17 protein-coding genes and 1 pseudogene are annotated in these 14,802 nt (G+C 72.0%); 12 read left to right on the top strand and 6 right to left on the bottom strand.

The window, feature by feature from the left end; all coding sequences use genetic code 11:
• Positions 1-350: pseudogene (locus tag ACTHMS_RS06795) on the bottom strand (hypothetical protein); the annotation flags it as partial.
• Positions 351-644: 294 nt separating this feature from the next.
• Here ACTHMS_RS06795 and ACTHMS_RS06800 point away from each other — a divergent pair.
• The gene (locus ACTHMS_RS06800; protein ID WP_440305909.1) at positions 645-950 is read left to right on the top strand and encodes a hypothetical protein; all 306 of its coding nucleotides are present in this window, start codon (positions 645-647) and stop codon (positions 948-950) included.
• A complete protein-coding gene (locus ACTHMS_RS06805; RefSeq protein ID WP_440305910.1) occupies positions 926-1,522 on the top strand; it encodes a glycoside hydrolase family 16 protein in 597 nt (198 codons plus the stop codon). The genes ACTHMS_RS06800 and ACTHMS_RS06805 overlap by 25 nt, the downstream gene beginning before the upstream one ends.
• Positions 1,523-1,525: 3 nt before the next feature.
• On the opposite strand, the gene ACTHMS_RS06810 is transcribed toward ACTHMS_RS06805, so the two are convergent.
• Together ACTHMS_RS06810 and ACTHMS_RS06815 are read right to left on the bottom strand one after the other, a co-directional pair.
• A complete protein-coding gene (locus ACTHMS_RS06810) occupies positions 1,526-1,966 on the bottom strand; it encodes a hypothetical protein (RefSeq protein ID WP_440305911.1) in 441 nt (146 codons plus the stop codon).
• 176 nt (positions 1,967-2,142) lie between these two features.
• A complete protein-coding gene (locus ACTHMS_RS06815; RefSeq protein WP_440305912.1) occupies positions 2,143-2,901 on the bottom strand; it encodes an SDR family oxidoreductase in 759 nt (252 codons plus the stop codon).
• Positions 2,902-2,942: 41 nt separating this feature from the next.
• Between ACTHMS_RS06815 and ACTHMS_RS06820 the strand changes: the two genes are divergently transcribed.
• From ACTHMS_RS06820 to ACTHMS_RS06845, 6 genes are read left to right on the top strand one after another with little or no spacing between them, the layout of a single operon-like run.
• Positions 2,943-3,824 carry a Rossmann-like and DUF2520 domain-containing protein gene (locus ACTHMS_RS06820; protein ID WP_440305913.1) on the top strand — a complete coding sequence of 294 codons (882 nt, stop codon included), beginning with the start codon at positions 2,943-2,945 and terminating at the stop codon, positions 3,822-3,824.
• The gene (gene panC, locus ACTHMS_RS06825; RefSeq protein ID WP_440305914.1) at positions 3,821-4,645 is read left to right on the top strand and encodes a pantoate--beta-alanine ligase; all 825 of its coding nucleotides are present in this window, start codon (positions 3,821-3,823) and stop codon (positions 4,643-4,645) included. The genes ACTHMS_RS06820 and panC overlap by 4 nt, the downstream gene beginning before the upstream one ends.
• Positions 4,645-6,276 carry an L-aspartate oxidase gene (locus ACTHMS_RS06830; protein WP_440305924.1) on the top strand — a complete coding sequence of 544 codons (1,632 nt, stop codon included), beginning with the start codon at positions 4,645-4,647 and terminating at the stop codon, positions 6,274-6,276. Before panC ends, ACTHMS_RS06830 begins: the two co-directional genes overlap by 1 nt.
• Positions 6,273-7,130, top strand: coding sequence for a carboxylating nicotinate-nucleotide diphosphorylase (nadC, locus tag ACTHMS_RS06835; protein ID WP_440305915.1), 858 nt, complete (start codon positions 6,273-6,275; stop codon positions 7,128-7,130). Before ACTHMS_RS06830 ends, nadC begins: the two co-directional genes overlap by 4 nt.
• 7 nt (positions 7,131-7,137) lie before the next feature.
• Positions 7,138-7,902 carry a type III pantothenate kinase gene (locus ACTHMS_RS06840; protein WP_440305916.1) on the top strand — a complete coding sequence of 255 codons (765 nt, stop codon included), beginning with the start codon at positions 7,138-7,140 and terminating at the stop codon, positions 7,900-7,902.
• Between the two features lie 10 nt (positions 7,903-7,912).
• Positions 7,913-8,818 carry an LLM class F420-dependent oxidoreductase gene (locus tag ACTHMS_RS06845; protein ID WP_440305917.1) on the top strand — a complete coding sequence of 302 codons (906 nt, stop codon included), beginning with the start codon at positions 7,913-7,915 and terminating at the stop codon, positions 8,816-8,818.
• A gap of 1 nt (position 8,819) precedes the next feature.
• On the opposite strand, the gene ACTHMS_RS06850 is transcribed toward ACTHMS_RS06845, so the two are convergent.
• Together ACTHMS_RS06850 and ACTHMS_RS06855 are read right to left on the bottom strand one after the other, a co-directional pair.
• A complete protein-coding gene (locus ACTHMS_RS06850; RefSeq protein ID WP_440305918.1) occupies positions 8,820-9,566 on the bottom strand; it encodes an ABC transporter permease in 747 nt (248 codons plus the stop codon).
• Positions 9,563-10,489 (bottom strand): ABC transporter ATP-binding protein, encoded by a 927-nt coding sequence (locus ACTHMS_RS06855; protein ID WP_440305919.1) that lies wholly within the window; start codon positions 10,487-10,489, stop codon positions 9,563-9,565. The genes ACTHMS_RS06850 and ACTHMS_RS06855 overlap by 4 nt, the downstream gene beginning before the upstream one ends.
• Positions 10,490-10,619: 130 nt before the next feature.
• On the opposite strand from ACTHMS_RS06855, the gene lysS reads away from it, so the two are divergent.
• On the top strand, positions 10,620-12,131 hold the full coding sequence (lysS, locus tag ACTHMS_RS06860; RefSeq protein ID WP_440305920.1) for a lysine--tRNA ligase: 1,512 nt from the start codon (positions 10,620-10,622) through the stop codon (positions 12,129-12,131).
• Positions 12,132-12,237: 106 nt separating this feature from the next.
• Positions 12,238-12,585 carry a histone-like nucleoid-structuring protein Lsr2 gene (locus tag ACTHMS_RS06865; RefSeq protein ID WP_440305921.1) on the top strand — a complete coding sequence of 116 codons (348 nt, stop codon included), beginning with the start codon at positions 12,238-12,240 and terminating at the stop codon, positions 12,583-12,585.
• Positions 12,586-12,618: 33 nt separating this feature from the next.
• Here the strand turns inward: ACTHMS_RS06865 and ACTHMS_RS06870 are convergent, their stop codons facing one another.
• Positions 12,619-13,332, bottom strand: coding sequence for a dienelactone hydrolase family protein (locus ACTHMS_RS06870; RefSeq protein WP_440305922.1), 714 nt, complete (start codon positions 13,330-13,332; stop codon positions 12,619-12,621).
• 123 nt (positions 13,333-13,455) lie between these two features.
• Here ACTHMS_RS06870 and panD point away from each other — a divergent pair, with 123 nt between their 5' ends.
• Both panD and ACTHMS_RS06880 read left to right on the top strand, forming a co-directional pair.
• Positions 13,456-13,845 (top strand): aspartate 1-decarboxylase, encoded by a 390-nt coding sequence (gene panD / locus ACTHMS_RS06875; RefSeq protein ID WP_440305925.1) that lies wholly within the window; start codon positions 13,456-13,458, stop codon positions 13,843-13,845.
• A 236-nt stretch (positions 13,846-14,081) separates the two neighbouring features.
• Positions 14,082-14,802: Clp protease N-terminal domain-containing protein (locus ACTHMS_RS06880; protein WP_440305923.1), on the top strand; the 721-nt coding region annotated here is incomplete at its 3' end.

The following is a 14,802-nucleotide window of genomic DNA, read 5'->3' on the forward strand; positions in this document are numbered from 1 at the left end:
CACTCCGTCGTCGTCCCGGCCTGCAGGGCGGCGTAGGTGTGCGGCAACTCGCTCACGAGCACCCGTGACCACCCGACCATCCGCGCCGCGGTGTGCGGCGAACACATCCGCGCCAACCCCACCTGCAACGCGATCCCACGCCGCGACCGCTCCTGCTTCACCCCGGCCGCGAGCTGCTCGGCCTGCTGGGCATCGGCGAACGCCACCGTCTCCCGCGCCTGCGCCGCCGACGCCGCAGCCTTCAACCGCTCCAACAACCCGATCCGCTCCACCCGGACCGCGTCATCGACCTCCGCATCCCCCAGACGCCCCAGCGCCGCGAGCATCAGCTCCAGCGACGGATCAGGCACCATCCCAGTCTAACCGAACAAAAAGACGAATACAAGCTTGAAACGAGGTATGTCAGAACCCGCACTCCCGGCTGCTCACGATCCCGTTGGCCGTCCCGGCGCCGCCTGGTGAGCAGGGGGGTTCGGGCCGTTGGGCCGGGGCCGACAGACCAAGATCACGGGGCGTGCGACCCTCGATCGAGTCACGACATGTCAGCACCATTGGCATGAATGGGGCGAAGGGGTCGGCCCATGCTGATCCGGGGGAATCGCTCCATGCTGCCCAGGCGTCGCCTGTCCACCGTCCGTCTTCGCGTGCTGTTGCTCGTGCTCGTCGCCGCGCTCACCGGCGCAGCCGCCGTCGCCGGTACGGCGTCGGCCGCGCCGCAGACCTCCGGCCGCACCGCAGCGGCGACCACGCCCGGTTGCGGTGGCGGCGCGCTGCGCAAGGCGGACGGCACGCCCTGGGTGTGCAGCTTCGACGACGAGTTCGGCGGCTCGACGCTCGACCGCAGCAAGTGGATGGTCGAGACGACCGTCTCGAACGGCTACCACTCCGGCGCCGAGTGCTTCGTCGACAGCCGAGCACGGTCGCGGTGGCGAACGGCCTGCTCGACCTGACGGCCCGCCGCCTCGCCCAGCCGTACCTCTGCAACGTGCCCGGCGCGCCGTACACGACGCAGTACGTGAGCGGCATGGTCGACAGCTACGGCCTGTTCGCGCAGGCGTACGGCCGCTTCGAGGTGCGGGCCAAGGTGCCGTCGCAGCTCGCCGCGGGTCTGCAGACCGCGCTGTGGCTGTACCCGCAGAACCCGGCGTACGGCGGCTGGCCGTCGTCCGGCGAGATCGACATCGCCGAGATGTTCGGCAACTACCGCAACCTCGCGGTGCCGACGGTGCACTACGACAATGCGTCCGACCCGGGGGCGACGAACACGACCTGCGCGATCGACCCGACCCGCTTCCACACCTACGCGCTCGTCTGGACGACCGATTCGCTGCAGGTCACGATCGACGGGGCGCTGTGTCTCGACGACCGTTGGACGCCGCTGACCATGGCGAAGCCGGCGCCGTTCGACCAGCCCTTCTACCTGCTGCTCACGCAGGCGTTGGGTATCGGCACGAACGCGCTGACGGCGACCACCCCGTTGCCCGCGACCACCGCGATCGACTACGTGCGCGTCTGGCGCTGAGCCTCAGCGGCGCGGCTCGCTGAGCATCGCGTGGTTCGGCACGCGGAACTCGCGGTCCGGGCCGGCGAGGGTGGTGTGCACCGGGCCGAGGCGCACGACACGGGCGTCGACGTACTCGTGCTCGTCGGCGCAGTAGAGGTGCACGAGCTCGCCGCGCTCGTACGGCTGGACGAAGCGCAGCAGGGCGCCGGCGGCGACGTCGGCGACGAACTCACGGGCGGCGATGGCCAGCAGGCCGACGAAACCGAGCAGCACCACCAGGATGCTGCTCAGCGGCGCGCCCAGCACAGTGAGGGCGACGAGCGAGACCGCGGCGAGGGCACCGAAGACGACGGTGCCGTCCAGTGCCGTGGCGCGGACCGGGCCGCGCTCGTTGAGCCAGACGATGCGGCGCGGGTCGCACGCCCGCCGCACGTCGGCTCCCGAGATCTTCATCCGTGTCATGAACCCTGTGTAGCAAGGGTTTTTGAACGATCGGTGACCCGCTCACGACCATGTCAAGCCGTTCGTGAGCGGCGTCACGGACGCGCGTCACAAAACGGGGTCGGAGAAGGGCATATACGACCCGACGCCCGGTCTAACGTGAGAAAGATCGCGGCCCGAACAAATAGCCGAAGCCGTCAGGCGAGGCGCCGGATCACCTGCAGCGGCGCGTGCCGCATGACGACGCCGAGCGGCCGCCACGGCCACGCCGGGGTCTCGGCCTCGGCGACCTCGCGCTCGACGGCGCCGACGATCGAGCGCACACCGACCTCGGTCGACACCATCAGTGGCGTCGACTGCGCGACCTGGTCGTTCATCTCCGAGCGGATGTAGCCGGGGTAGATGGTCGTGACCCTGATGGGTGTGCCGAGCACGTCCGCCCGGATGCCCTCGGCGAGTGCCGCGATGCCCGCCTTGGTCGCGGCATAGGTCGTGAGCGCCCTCGGTAGGCCGCGCATCGCCGACATGGACGAGATCACCACCAGGTGCCCGTCGCCGGCGCCGCGGAACAGCTCCATCGCCGCCTCGCACTGGGCGAGCGCCGCGACGAAGTTGGTCATCGCCGTCTCGCGGTTCGCGTCGAAACGACCGGTGCCGATCGGCGCGCCCTTGCCGAGGCCGGCGTTGACGATCACCCGGTCGAGGCCGCCGCCGTGCGCCTCGGCGGCGGCGCGGAAGACGGTGAAGACGGCGTCGTGGTCGTTGACGTCGAGGGCGTGCACCGTCACGGACACACCGCCACCGATCTCGTCCCGCAGCCGCTCGAGGTTGTCGACCCGACGTGCGCAGAGGGCGAGGTCGTGGCCCTTCGCAGCGAACTGCCGGGCCATCTCGGCGCCGAGGCCGGAACTTGCACCGGTGATCAGGATGCGGCGGCGGCGGGGGGCGGGGCTCATGCCCGGGAGGGTAGAGCAGCCTATGTCTGTAGGGTCATGTCGTGGATGCGCAACGTCCGGCCCGGCTGCGGGTCGGGGTCGTCGGCGCCGGACGCGTCGGCGCCACGCTCGGCGCTGCGCTCGCCCGCGCGGGGCACGCCGTCGTCGCCGTCACGGCGGTCAGCGACAGCACCGTGCGCCGCGTCGAGCGGTGGCTGCCGGGCGCGCAGATCCTGCCGGCGGACGAGGTGCTGGCGGCCGCCGACCTCGTGCTGGTCGCGGTGCCGGACGACGCCCTGCGGCCGCTCGTCGCCGGGCTGGCCGAGACCGGCGCCTGGCGGGCGGGCCAGATCGTCGCGCACACCTCGGGTGCGCAGGGCATCTCGGCGCTCGACCCCGCCGCCGCACGCGGCGCGATGGCGCTGGCCCTGCACCCCGTCATGACGTTCACCGGACGCGCCGAGGACCTCGACCGGCTCAGCGGTGCGGCGTTCGGCGTGACCGCGCTCGACGACCTGCGTCCGGTGGCCGAGTCGCTGGTGTTCGAGATGGGCGGCGAGCCGATCTGGGTGCCCGAGTCGGCGCGGGGGATGTACCACGCGGCGCTCAGCGTGGGTGCGAACCACCTGGTGACGCTGGTGAACGACGCGCTCGGGCTGCTCGGCGGCGCGGGCGTCGCCGAGCCCGCCCGTCTCATCGCGCCGCTGCTCAGCGCCGCGCTCGACAATGTGCTGCGTCTCGGCGACGCCGCGCTCACCGGGCCGGTGTCGCGCGGCGACGTCGCGACGCTGCAGACGCACCTGCGCACGCTGCGCGAGCGGGCGCCCGAGGTCGTGCCGTCGTACGTGGCGATGGCGCGCCGCACCGAGGAGCGCGCGCTCGCCGCCGGGCGGCTCAGCGCCGACCAGGCCGAGGCCGTCCGTGCCGTGCTGGAGGACGCATGATCGTCGCGCACAGCCGGGCGGAACTCGCCGCGGCGCTCGCCGACCGCCCGGCGCCCGTCGCGCTCGTGCCGACGATGGGCGCGCTGCATCAGGGACACGCCACGCTCGTCGAGCACGCGCGGGCGCAGGCCGCCACGGTCGTCGTGTCGATCTTCGTCAACCCGCTGCAGTTCGGCCCGAACGAGGACCTCGCCAAGTACCCGCGCACGCTGCCCGACGACCTCGCGCTCTGCGAGCGGCTCGGCGCCGACGTGGTCTGGGCGCCCAGCGTCGACGACGTGTACCCGGGCGGCGACGCGCAGGTCACCGTGCACCCCGGCCCGCTCGGCGATCGGCTCGAGGGGGCGGTGCGCCCCGGACACTTCGCGGGCGTGCTCACCGTGGTGGCCAAGCTCTTCGGGCTCGTCCGGCCGCAGCGCGCCCTGTTCGGTGAGAAGGACTACCAGCAGCTGACGCTGATCCGCCGCATGGTGCTCGACCTCGAGCTCGGCGTCGCGGTGCTGGGCGTGCCGACGGTGCGCGAGCCCGACGGCCTCGCGCTGTCGAGCCGCAACGTCTACCTCTCCGCCGACGAGCGGCAGGCCGCCACCGCGCTCTCGCGCGCGCTGTTCGCCGGGCGCGACGCGGCGGCCCACGGCGCCCTCGCCGTGATCGACACCGCCACCCACGAGCTCGCCCGCGAACCCGGTGTCGCCGTCGACTACCTCGACCTGCGCGGCACCGACCTCGGCGAGATCCCGCACCACGGCCCGGCGCGGCTGCTCGTCGCCGCCCGCGTCGGCACGACCCGACTCATCGACAACGTGGCGGTGCAGCTGTGATCCCACAACGTCTCGCCGCGCCCGCGCCGGGTTGGACGGTCGACACCGACGTCGTCGTGGTCGGCTCCGGCATCGCCGGACTCACCACGGCGCTGCATCTCGCCCGCCAGTCGTCGCTGCGCGTGCTGCTGGTGACCAAGGACGTGCTGGCCGCCGGGTCGACCCGCTGGGCGCAGGGCGGCATCGCCGCGGCGCTCGGCGCGAACGACTCGCCCGAGGAGCACTTCACCGACACCATCGTCGCGGGCGTCGGCGTGTGCGACGAGGCGGCCGTGCGGGTGCTCGTGCGCGAGGGTCCGGCCGCGGTGCGCGAGCTCGCGCAGATCGGTGCCCGCTTCGACCGTGGCGCCGACGGCAAGATCTCGCTGACGCGCGAGGGCGGCCACCACCGCGACCGCATCGCGCACGCGGGCGGTGACGCCACCGGCGCCGAGATCGAGCGGGCGCTGGTCACGCGCATCCTCGACGCGACGAATGTCGAGGTGATCGAGCATGCGCTCGTGCTCGACCTGCTGCTCACCGCCGACGGCTCGGTCGGCGGCCTGACGCTGCACGTGATGGGCGAGGGCCAGCGCGACGGTGTGGGCGCGGTGCGGGCGCGTGCCACCGTGCTCGCCACCGGCGGCATCGGCCAGGTGTACGCGTCCACCACCAACCCGAGCGTGTCGACGGGCGACGGCGTCGCGGCCGCCCTGCGGGCCGGCGCGGTCGTGCGCGATCTCGAGTTCGTCCAGTTCCACCCGACGGTCACCTATCTCGGCCCGCGCTCGCGCGGGCAGCAGCCGCTCGTGTCGGAGGCCGTGCGCGGCGAGGGCGCGTTCCTGGTCGACGGCGCGGGCGTGCGCTTCATGCAGGGGCAGCACGAGCTGGCCGACCTCGCCCCCCGCGACATCGTGGCCAAGGCGATCCTGCGCCGCATGCAGGAGACGGGCGCCGACAACATGTGGCTCGACGCCCGGCACTTCGGCGCCGAGCAGTGGCGCGTGCGGTTCCCGACGATCCTGGACACCCTGCAGTCACTCGGCATCGACCCGATCCACGAGCTCATCCCGGTCGTGCCCGCCTGCCACTACGCGAGCGGCGGCGTGCACACCGACCTGCAGGGCGAGTCGTCGCTGCCGAACCTGTTCGTCTGCGGCGAGACCGCCTGCACCGGCGTGCACGGGGCGAACCGGCTGGCGTCCAACTCGCTGCTCGAGGGGCTCGTCTTCGGGCACCGCATCGCCGAGACGATCCTGCGCCGACTCGCCGAGCCGGGCGAGCTGCCCGAGGTCGAGATCGCTGCGGGCGAGGGCACGCTGCTCGACGACCGCTTCCGCGGCGAGCTGCAGACGCTCATGTCGCGGGACGCGGGTGTGCTGCGCGACGAGAAGGGGCTGCTCGCCGCGGGCGAGGGGCTGGCCGAACTCGCGGCCCGGGGCGGCGGCGTGCCGACGACCGAGCACTGGGAGACGACCAACCTGCTCACCGTCGCGTCCGCGCTCGTCCAGGCGGCGACCCGGCGCGAGGAGACGCGCGGCTCGCACTGGCGCGACGACCACCCCGACCGCGACGACGAGCACTGGCGCGGGCACCTCGACACGGTGCTCGTCGACGGCCGGCTCGAGACCACCTACCAGGAGATCGCGTGAGCACCGACGAGATCGCACCAGGCCTGTCCCGCCATGTCGTCGAGGACGTCGTCGGCCGCGCGCTGCACGAGGATCTCGGCGCCGAGGGCGACGTCACGACCCAGGCCACCGTGCCGCCCGACCTGCTCGCGACCGCGAACCTCACCGCCCGCGAGCACGGCGTGCTCGCCGGACTCCCCGTGGCCGTCGCGGTCTTCGAGACCGTCGGCCAGGGACGCGTGCTGGTCGAGAGCGGCAGCGCCGACGGCGCCCGCGTGAGCCCCGGCGAGGTCGTCGCGACCGTCCGCGGCCCGGTGCGCGACATCCTCACCGCCGAGCGCACCGCCCTGAACCTGATCGGGCACCTGTCCGGCGTCGCCACCCTGACGCGGCGGTGGGTCGACGCGGTCGAGGGCACCGGCGCGCGCATCCGCGACACCCGCAAGACCATGCCCGGGCTGCGGGCGCTGGAGAAGTACGCGGTGCGCTGCGGCGGAGGTGTGAACCACCGCATGTCGCTGTCGGACGCCGCGCTGGTGAAGGACAACCACGTCGTGGCCGCCGGCGGCGTCGTCCCCGCATTCGAGCGGGTTCGCGCAAAGTACCCGGACCTCCCGCTCGAGATCGAGGTCGACACCGTCGAGCAGGCCCGCGAGGTGATCGACGCGGGCGCCGACCTGGTGCTGCTCGACAACATGTCGCTCGAGGACATGCGCACCGTCGTGGCCTTCGCGCGCGGGCGCTGCCGGCTCGAGGCGTCCGGCGGGTTGCGGCTGGAGCATGCGCGGGCCGTCGCCGAGACCGGCGTCGACTTCCTCTCCATCGGTGCGCTGACCCACTCGGCCGCCGTCCTCGACCTCGGTCTGGACATGTGAGGCACCGATGCTGCTGACCATCGACACCGGCAACACCAACACCGTCCTCGGCGTCTTCGACGGCACCGACCTGCAACATTCGTGGCGGATCAAGTCCGACGCCCGCACGACGGCGGACGAGCTGGCGCTCATGTTCCGGGGGCTGCTCGCCGACGTGCCGATCACCGGGATCGCCGCCTGCTCGACCGTGCCGGCCGTCATGCGCGAGCTGCGCACGATGCTGGCGCGCTACTACGACCACCTGCCGACCGTGCTCGTCGAACCCGGGGTGCGCACCGGCGTCAGCGTGCTCACGGACAACCCGAAGGAGGTCGGTACCGACCGCATCTGCAACACCGCGGCCGCCTACCACCTGGTGCAGGGCCCGTGCATCGTCGTCGACTTCGGCACCTCGACCAACTTCGACGTGGTCAGCCCGCGCGGCGAGTTCCTCGGCGGCGCGCTCGCCCCGGGCATCGAGATCTCGCTCGACGCTCTCGCCGCCCGTGCCGCCCAGCTGCGCAAGGTCGAGCTCGTCGCGCCGCGCAGCCCGATCGGCAAGAACACCGTCGAGTCGCTGCAGTCGGGCATCCTCTACGGCTTCGCCGGCCAGGTCGACGGCCTGGTCAGGCGGCTGCGGCACGCGCTCGACCCGCAGCGTCCGGACGAGGTCGAAGTGATCGCCACCGGTGGCCTGGCGACGCTGGTGGTCGACCACAGCGAGACGGTCACCCGTTACGAACCCGACCTGACCCTGCTGGGTCTGCGTCTCATCTTCGACCGCAACGTCTGAGGGACTGTTCATGGATCTGCGCATCTTCGTCGAACCGCAGCAGGGCGCGAGCTACGACGACCAGCTCCGCATGGCGCGGAAGGCCGAGGACCTCGGCTTCGACGCCTTCTTCCGCAGCGACCACTACCTCGCGATGGGGGTCGAGGGGCTGCCCGGGCCGACCGACGCCTGGCTCACCCTCGCCGCCCTGGCGCGCGAGACGTCGCGGATCCGCCTCGGCACGCTCGTCTCACCGGCGACGTTCCGCCTGCCCGGGCCGCTCGCGATCAGCGTCGCGCAGGTCGACGAGATGAGCGGTGGACGCGTCGAGCTCGGCCTCGGCGCCGGCTGGTACGAGGCCGAGCACGTGGCCTACGGCATCCCCTTCTTCGAGACCGGCGAGCGCTTCGACCGGTTCGCCGAGCAGGTCGAGATCATCGACGGTCTGCTGACGACACCGGCGGGCAGCAGCTACTCGTTCGACGGCCGCTACTACACGCTGACCGACTCGCCCGCGCTGCCGAAGCCGGTGCAGTCGCCGCGCCCGCCGATGATCCTCGGCGGTGCCGCGCGCAAGCGGGGCGCCGCGCTCGCCGCCAACTTCGCCGACGAGTACAACGTCGCCTTCCAGGGGGTGGACGAGACCCGGACGGTGTTCGAGCGCGTGCGCGAGGCGGCGTCGCACACCGGCCGCCGGCTCGTGTACTCGGTCGCGCAGGTCGCGTGCGTCGCCGAGGACGAGGCGACGTTCGAGCGCCGCGCCGCCGCCATCGGACGCGAACCGGCCGAGCTCCGCGCGAACGGCCTCGCCGGCACCCTCGCCGAGGCCCGCGAGCGGCTAGCCCGCTTCGCCGACCTCGGCGCGACCCGCGTCTACCTGCAGGTGCTCGACCTCGCCGACCTCGACCACCTCGAGCTGCTCGCCGAGCTGCAGTAGCTCACACGCGGCGGGTGTCGCGGCGGTAGGTCCACATCGCGAAGACGGCGCAGACGACGAACCAGCCGGCGATCACGAGCCAGCCCTCGGTGCCCCAGGGGTCGCCGCTGCCGCCGAGACCGACGCGGCCCGCCGCGGTGAGCCAGTACGACGGCAGCAGCTTGCAGAACTCGACGAACGCGCCGTGCCCGGTGATCGGGAACCAGGTGCCGCCGAGGAACGCGAACAGCGACGACGCGCCGCCGAGTGCGGGCCCCATCGAGTCGACGGTGAGCAGGTGCCCGAGCGCGATCCCGAGCGCGGCGAACGGCGCGATCGCCACGAGCACCAGCAGGCTCATGTGCAGCCAGTTCGCGGCCGACAGCCGCACGCCGAGGGTGAGGCCGGCGGCGTAGAGCAGGATCATCGAGCTGAGCACCATGAGGTAGCCGGTGACGATCTTGGTGCGGAAGTACTGCCGCGGCGTCAGCGGTGTGAGCCGCAACTGCCGCGACCAGCCGACCTGCCGTTCCGCCGCGATGCGGGCGCCGGTGCTGAGCGCGGCCACCATGCCGCCGAACGACAGCAGCCCGACCATGTAGAACAGCGGGGCGCCGATGCCGGCCTGCTTCAGGAAGGTGTTGCTGTTCCGGTTCGGCGTCGCCAGCAGGTAGTACATGATGATCGGGATCCCGATCGAGAAGATGAACGCGCGCTTGTTGCGGAACGTGCGCAGCACCTCGAACTTGAGGTAGGTCGCCGTGGTCATGCGTCCTCCTCGGCCGTCATCTGCAGGAACGCCTCCTCGAGCCCGGCACCGGTGACCTCGATGTCGCGGGCGGCCGGGCAGGCCGGCAGCAGCGCCCGCAGCGCGGTGTCCGAGTCGGTGCACTGCAGGATCACCGCCTCGCCGCGCGTGTCGACGCTGCTGACCCCCGGCAGCGCCCGCAGCGCCGCGAGGTCCGCGTCGGGCAGCGTGGCGCGGATCGTCCGCAGGCCCACCGTCGCCTTGATCTCCGTCGCCGGCCCGTCGGCGACGACCCGGCCGTGCGCCATGAGGATGATCCGGTCGGCGTAGGCGTCGGCCTCCTCGAGGTAGTGGGTCGCGAACAGCACCGTCTTCCCGCGGGCGGCGAAGGTGCGCATCGTCGCCCAGAAGTCGCGCCGCGCCTCGACGTCCATCGCCACGGTCGGCTCGTCGAGCACCAGCAGGTCGGGGTTGCTGATGAGCGCGATGGCGAAGCGCAGCCGCTGCGTCTGGCCGCCCGACAGCTTGGTGGTGCGGCGCGCGACCAGGTCGCCGATGCGGGTCAGCTCGACCACCTCGTCCACCGGCAGCGGACGCGGGTACAGGCTCGCGACCATCTCGAGCATCTCGCGCACCGACAGGTCGCTGATCAGCCCGCCCGTCTGCAGCATCGCCCCGACCGCGCCGGCGGCCACGGCGTCCTGTGGCGAGCGCCCGAAGACGCTGATCGACCCGGCGTCGGGCGGCAGCAGGCCGAGCAGCATGTCGATGGTCGTCGACTTGCCGGCGCCGTTCGGGCCCAGCAGCGCGACGGTCTCGCCGGCGCCGATCGTGACGTCGATCCCGCGCACGGCCTGCACGGGTCCGGCAGGGGTGCGGAAGGACTTCGTGAGCCCCTGCAGCACGATGCCGGTGTCCGTTCGTTTCAGGACGGATGTGGTCATGGCAGACACCTTGGCCCAGCCGCCCCCCCAACAGCCAGAGGGTTTGCCCTGATCTTCGACGCGAGTCGCGGACACCACCGTGCGCGGCGGCGCGTCCGTGCCGGTGGCGGCGCCGAATAGGGTCGACGGCGTGACCGACCAGCCGGACGCCACCACCGACCCCACCGACGACCTGCCCGAGCAGCTCCGCGTGCGGCGCGCCAAGTACGACCGGCTGAGCGCCTCGCCCGCGACCGAGCCGTTCCCGGTCGGGGTGCCGCGCACGCACACCCTCGCCGCGGTGCGCGCCGCCCACCCCGAGCTGCCCGCGGGCGAGGAGACGGGCGAGCAGGTCGGCGTCGCCGGCCGCGTGATCTTCGTGCGCAACACCGGGCGGCTCTGCTTCGCGATGCTGCGCGAGGGCGAGGCCGAGCTGCAGGTGATGCTGTCGGAGGCCCGCGTGGGTGCCGACGCGCTCGCGCAGTGGAAGGCCGACGTCGACCTCGGCGACATCGTCTTCGTGGCCGGCGAGGTCGTCGCGTCCAAGCGCGGCGAACTGTCGGTCATGGCCGACGGGTGGCGCATGGCGGCGAAGGCGATGCGTCCGTTGCCGGTCGCGCACAAGCCGTTGTCGGAGGAGACGCGCGTCCGGCAGCGATATGTCGATCTCATCGTCCGGCCGGAGGCGCGCGCGATGGTGCGCACCCGCGCCGAGGTGCTGCGGTCACTGCGCGAGACGTTCCACCGGCTCGGCTATCTCGAGGTCGAGACGCCGATCCTGCAGGTCGTGCACGGGGGCGCGGCCGCGCGTCCGTTTCACACGCATCTCAATGCCTTCGATCTCGACATGTCCCTGCGAATCGCGACCGAGCTGTATCTGAAACGGTGCATCGTCGGCGGGATCGAGAAGGTGTACGAGATCGGTCCCGCATTCCGCAACGAGGGCGTCGATTCGACGCACTCGCCCGAATACACGTTGCTCGAGGCCTACGAGGCGTTCGGCGATTACGACACCATGGCGGCGCTGACGCGCACGCTGATCCTGGACGCCGCCGAGGCCACCGGAGTCGCCGAGCCGCACACCGGCGACGGCACCTCCATCGACCTGTCGGGCGAATGGCGCAGCGTCACGATCCACGACGCGGTGGCCGAGGCCGTCGGCGAGCCGGTCACGCCCGACACCGGGGTCGCCGAGCTGACCCGCCACGCCGAGCGCCTCGGCGTCGCGCTGCAGCCCGGCTGGGACGCGGGCGAGATCGTGCTCGAACTGTTCGAGAAGCTGGTCGAGCACACGCTGGTGCAGCCGACCTTCGTCAAGGACTACCCGGTGTCCGTGCGCCCGCTGGCCCGCCCGCACCGCGACGACCCGCGGCTGGCCGAGGCGTGGGACCTGATCATCGGCGGCGTCGAGATCGCGCCGGCCTACTCGGAGCTCGTCGACCCGGTCGAGCAACGCTCGCGGCTGGTCGCGCAGTCGCTCGCCGCGGCCGCCGGCGACCCCGAGGCGATGCAACAGGACGAGGACTTCCTGCGGGCGCTCGAAAACGGCATGCCGCCCACCGGCGGGCTCGGCATGGGCGTCGACCGATTGGTGATGCTGCTGACCGGCAAGGGCATTCGCGAAACGATCCTGTTCCCGTTGCTCAAACCCGAGATCGGTTGATCGATTCGCCGGTGCATTTCGCCATGACACATTGTCAGCGGAACTCCGTGTCGAACTCGTGCGTTATCGTGACGACGCATTTCCCCGCAGCCGCAAAGGACCCGGAATGGCGCAGCAGCACATCGTCCAGTTGATCGACGACATCGACGAGTCCCCGGCCGACGAAACGGTGTCGTTCGCGCTCGACGGCAATCGGTACGAGATCGACCTGTCGGCCGCGAACGCCGCGAAACTGCGCGAGGCGATGGCGCTCTACGTCGCGCACGCCCGCCGCGAGGGTGGCCGCCCGGCCCGGGCGAACGGCACCGCGCGGCGCGCCGCCGGCCGGTCGGCCCGCAGCGACCGCGAGCAGACCCAGGCCATCCGCGAGTGGGCGCGGCAGAACGGGTTCACGGTCGGCGAGAAGGGCCGCATCCCGGCCACCGTGCTCGAGGCGTACCACTCGCAGAACTGAGCTGCCCGTGCACTGAGGCGGGCGGAGCCCGCCTCAGTGCAGATGCTCGCCGAAGAAGGTCTCGATGCGCTGCCAGGCGTCGGCGGCCGCGGTCGGCTCCGGCCCGACGTTCGCGACCCTGAGCAGCGGACGCAACAGGCTCGGCCCGTTCGGGGCGTCGTTGAGGAACGAGTGGCCGGCGCTCGGGTACTCCTTGACGTCGTGCTCGACGCCCGCCCGGGTGAGCCCGCGCTCGAGCTTCGCGGCGGCGCCGCGCAGGCTGGTGTCCTTCATCCCGTAGCTCGCGACGATCGGGCAGGCGCCCTGCAGCACGGCGTCGAGGTCCTTCGGCAGCACCCCGTAGTTCACCGACGACGCGTCGAACCCGCGCTGCGCGGTCAGCAGCGCGAACGCGCCGCCCATGCAGAAGCCGATGACCCCGACCTTCCCGGTGCAGTCCGGGTGCCCGGCCAGCGCCACGCGCGCCGCCTCGATGTCGGCGAAGGCCTTGCCGCGTCCGGACGCGATCGAGCGGAACGCGCCGATCACGCACCGCACGGTGCTGCCGTCGGTGAACAGGTCGGGCGCCAGCGCGAGGTAGCCCGCGGCGGCCAGTCGGTCGGCCTGGCGCTTGACGACGTCGTCCAGCCCGAACGCCTCGTGGATGACGACGACGCCCGGCCACGGCCCGTCGCCCGCCGGAAGTGCGAGGTGGCCGGTCAGGTGTCGGGAGCCCCCGACCGGGCTGCCGAGATCGAACGCGGGCATGTGCTTCTCCTCACCGGGGCAGGCGCCGGAACCGACGCGAAACCTAACCTGTTGCGACCAGGACAGTCCGAGCGTCCATCCGCAGTCCGGAGGGCGACCGTCTGGAGGTTCCGTATGAGCGGCATGTACCGCCACATGTTCAAGAGCAAGATCCACCGGGCCACGGTGACGAAGGCCGACCTGCACTACGTCGGCTCGGTCACCATCGACGCCGACCTCATGGACGCCAGCGACCTGCTGCCCGGCGAGCAGGTGGCCATCGTCGACGTCACCAACGGGGCCCGGCTCGAGACCTATGTCATCGAGGGCGAGCGGGGCTCGGGCGTCATCGGCATCAACGGCGCCGCCGCCCACCTGGTGCACGAGGGCGACCTCGTGATCATCATCAGCTACGCGATGCTTCCGGACGTCGAGGCGAAGGCCTACGTCCCGAAGGTCGTGCTCGTGGACGCCGCCAACCGCGTGCAGCACGAGGGCTCGGAGCTCGCGTACCCGGGCGTGCTGCCCGCCTGAGGTCCCGCCGCCCGCCCCGTCCACAGCCCCGGGGCGTGTTCGCTCACAGCTGACCCGCGCTCATCGGGCATGTTCCGGTGCCGATGTTCGTTGGGGAAGGTGTCCACGTCCGCTCCGCGCGGGACGTGGTCCCCCCTCCATCACGGTCCTTGGTCGCGAGCGTTGTGTCACACGACCGGTCTACAGTCGATGGTGCACCACGGGTGGTACCAGCGGCGCGGATAGGAGCAGGCTGCATGTTCGAACGGTTCACCGACCGCGCACGTCGCGTCGTCGTCCTGGCTCAAGAAGAGGCCAGGATGCTCAACCACAACTACATCGGCACCGAGCACATCCTGCTCGGCCTCATCCACGAGGGTGAGGGCGTCGCCGCCAAGGCCCTCGAGTCGCTCGGCATCTCCCTGGACGCCGTGCGCCAGCAGGTCGAAGAGATCATCGGCCAGGGCCAGCAGGCGCCGAGCGGGCACATCCCGTTCACGCCGCGCGCCAAGAAGGTGCTGGAGCTCTCGCTGCGCGAGGCCCTGCAGCTCGGCCACAACTACATCGGCACCGAGCACATCCTGCTCGGCCTCATCCGTGAGGGCGAGGGCGTCGCCGCCCAGGTGCTGGTGAAGCTCGGCGCCGACCTGAACAAGGTCCGCCAGCAGGTCATCCAGCTGCTGAACGGCTACCAGAGCAAGGAGCCCGCGGGCACCGCGTCCGAGGCCGCCCCGTCGACCTCGCTCGTGCTCGACCAGTTCGGCCGCAACCTCACCCAGGCCGCCCGCGAGGGCAAGCTCGACCCCGTCATCGGCCGCGAGAAGGAGATCGAGCGCCTCATGCAGGTGCTCTCGCGGCGCACCAAGAACAACCCGGTGCTGATCGGCGAGCCCGGCGTCGGCAAGACGGCCGTCGTCGAGGGCCTGGCCCAGGCGATCGTCAAGGGCGAGGTGCCCGAGACGCTGAAGGACAAGCAGC

This window comes from Jatrophihabitans sp. (genome assembly GCF_051960575.1).
Lineage (GTDB): Bacteria > Actinomycetota > Actinomycetes > Mycobacteriales > Jatrophihabitantaceae > JBQCEE01.

What these genes read in the sequence shown, in the direction of transcription:
- ACTHMS_RS06815 (WP_440305912.1), bottom strand. Translation starts at nt 2,901, where the DNA reads ATGAGCCCCGCCCCCCGCCGCCGCCGCATCCTGATCACCGGTGCAAGT.
- panD (WP_440305925.1), top strand. Translation starts at nt 13,456, where the DNA reads ATGTACCGCCACATGTTCAAGAGCAAGATCCACCGGGCCACGGTGACG.
- ACTHMS_RS06840 (WP_440305916.1), top strand. Translation starts at nt 7,138, where the DNA reads ATGCTGCTGACCATCGACACCGGCAACACCAACACCGTCCTCGGCGTC.
- ACTHMS_RS06850 (WP_440305918.1), bottom strand. Translation starts at nt 9,566, where the DNA reads ATGACCACGGCGACCTACCTCAAGTTCGAGGTGCTGCGCACGTTCCGC.
- panC (WP_440305914.1), top strand. Translation starts at nt 3,821, where the DNA reads ATGATCGTCGCGCACAGCCGGGCGGAACTCGCCGCGGCGCTCGCCGAC.
- ACTHMS_RS06855 (WP_440305919.1), bottom strand. Translation starts at nt 10,489, where the DNA reads ATGACCACATCCGTCCTGAAACGAACGGACACCGGCATCGTGCTGCAG.
- ACTHMS_RS06810 (WP_440305911.1), bottom strand. Translation starts at nt 1,966, where the DNA reads ATGACACGGATGAAGATCTCGGGAGCCGACGTGCGGCGGGCGTGCGAC.
- ACTHMS_RS06865 (WP_440305921.1), top strand. Translation starts at nt 12,238, where the DNA reads ATGGCGCAGCAGCACATCGTCCAGTTGATCGACGACATCGACGAGTCC.
- ACTHMS_RS06845 (WP_440305917.1), top strand. Translation starts at nt 7,913, where the DNA reads ATGGATCTGCGCATCTTCGTCGAACCGCAGCAGGGCGCGAGCTACGAC.
- ACTHMS_RS06870 (WP_440305922.1), bottom strand. Translation starts at nt 13,332, where the DNA reads ATGCCCGCGTTCGATCTCGGCAGCCCGGTCGGGGGCTCCCGACACCTG.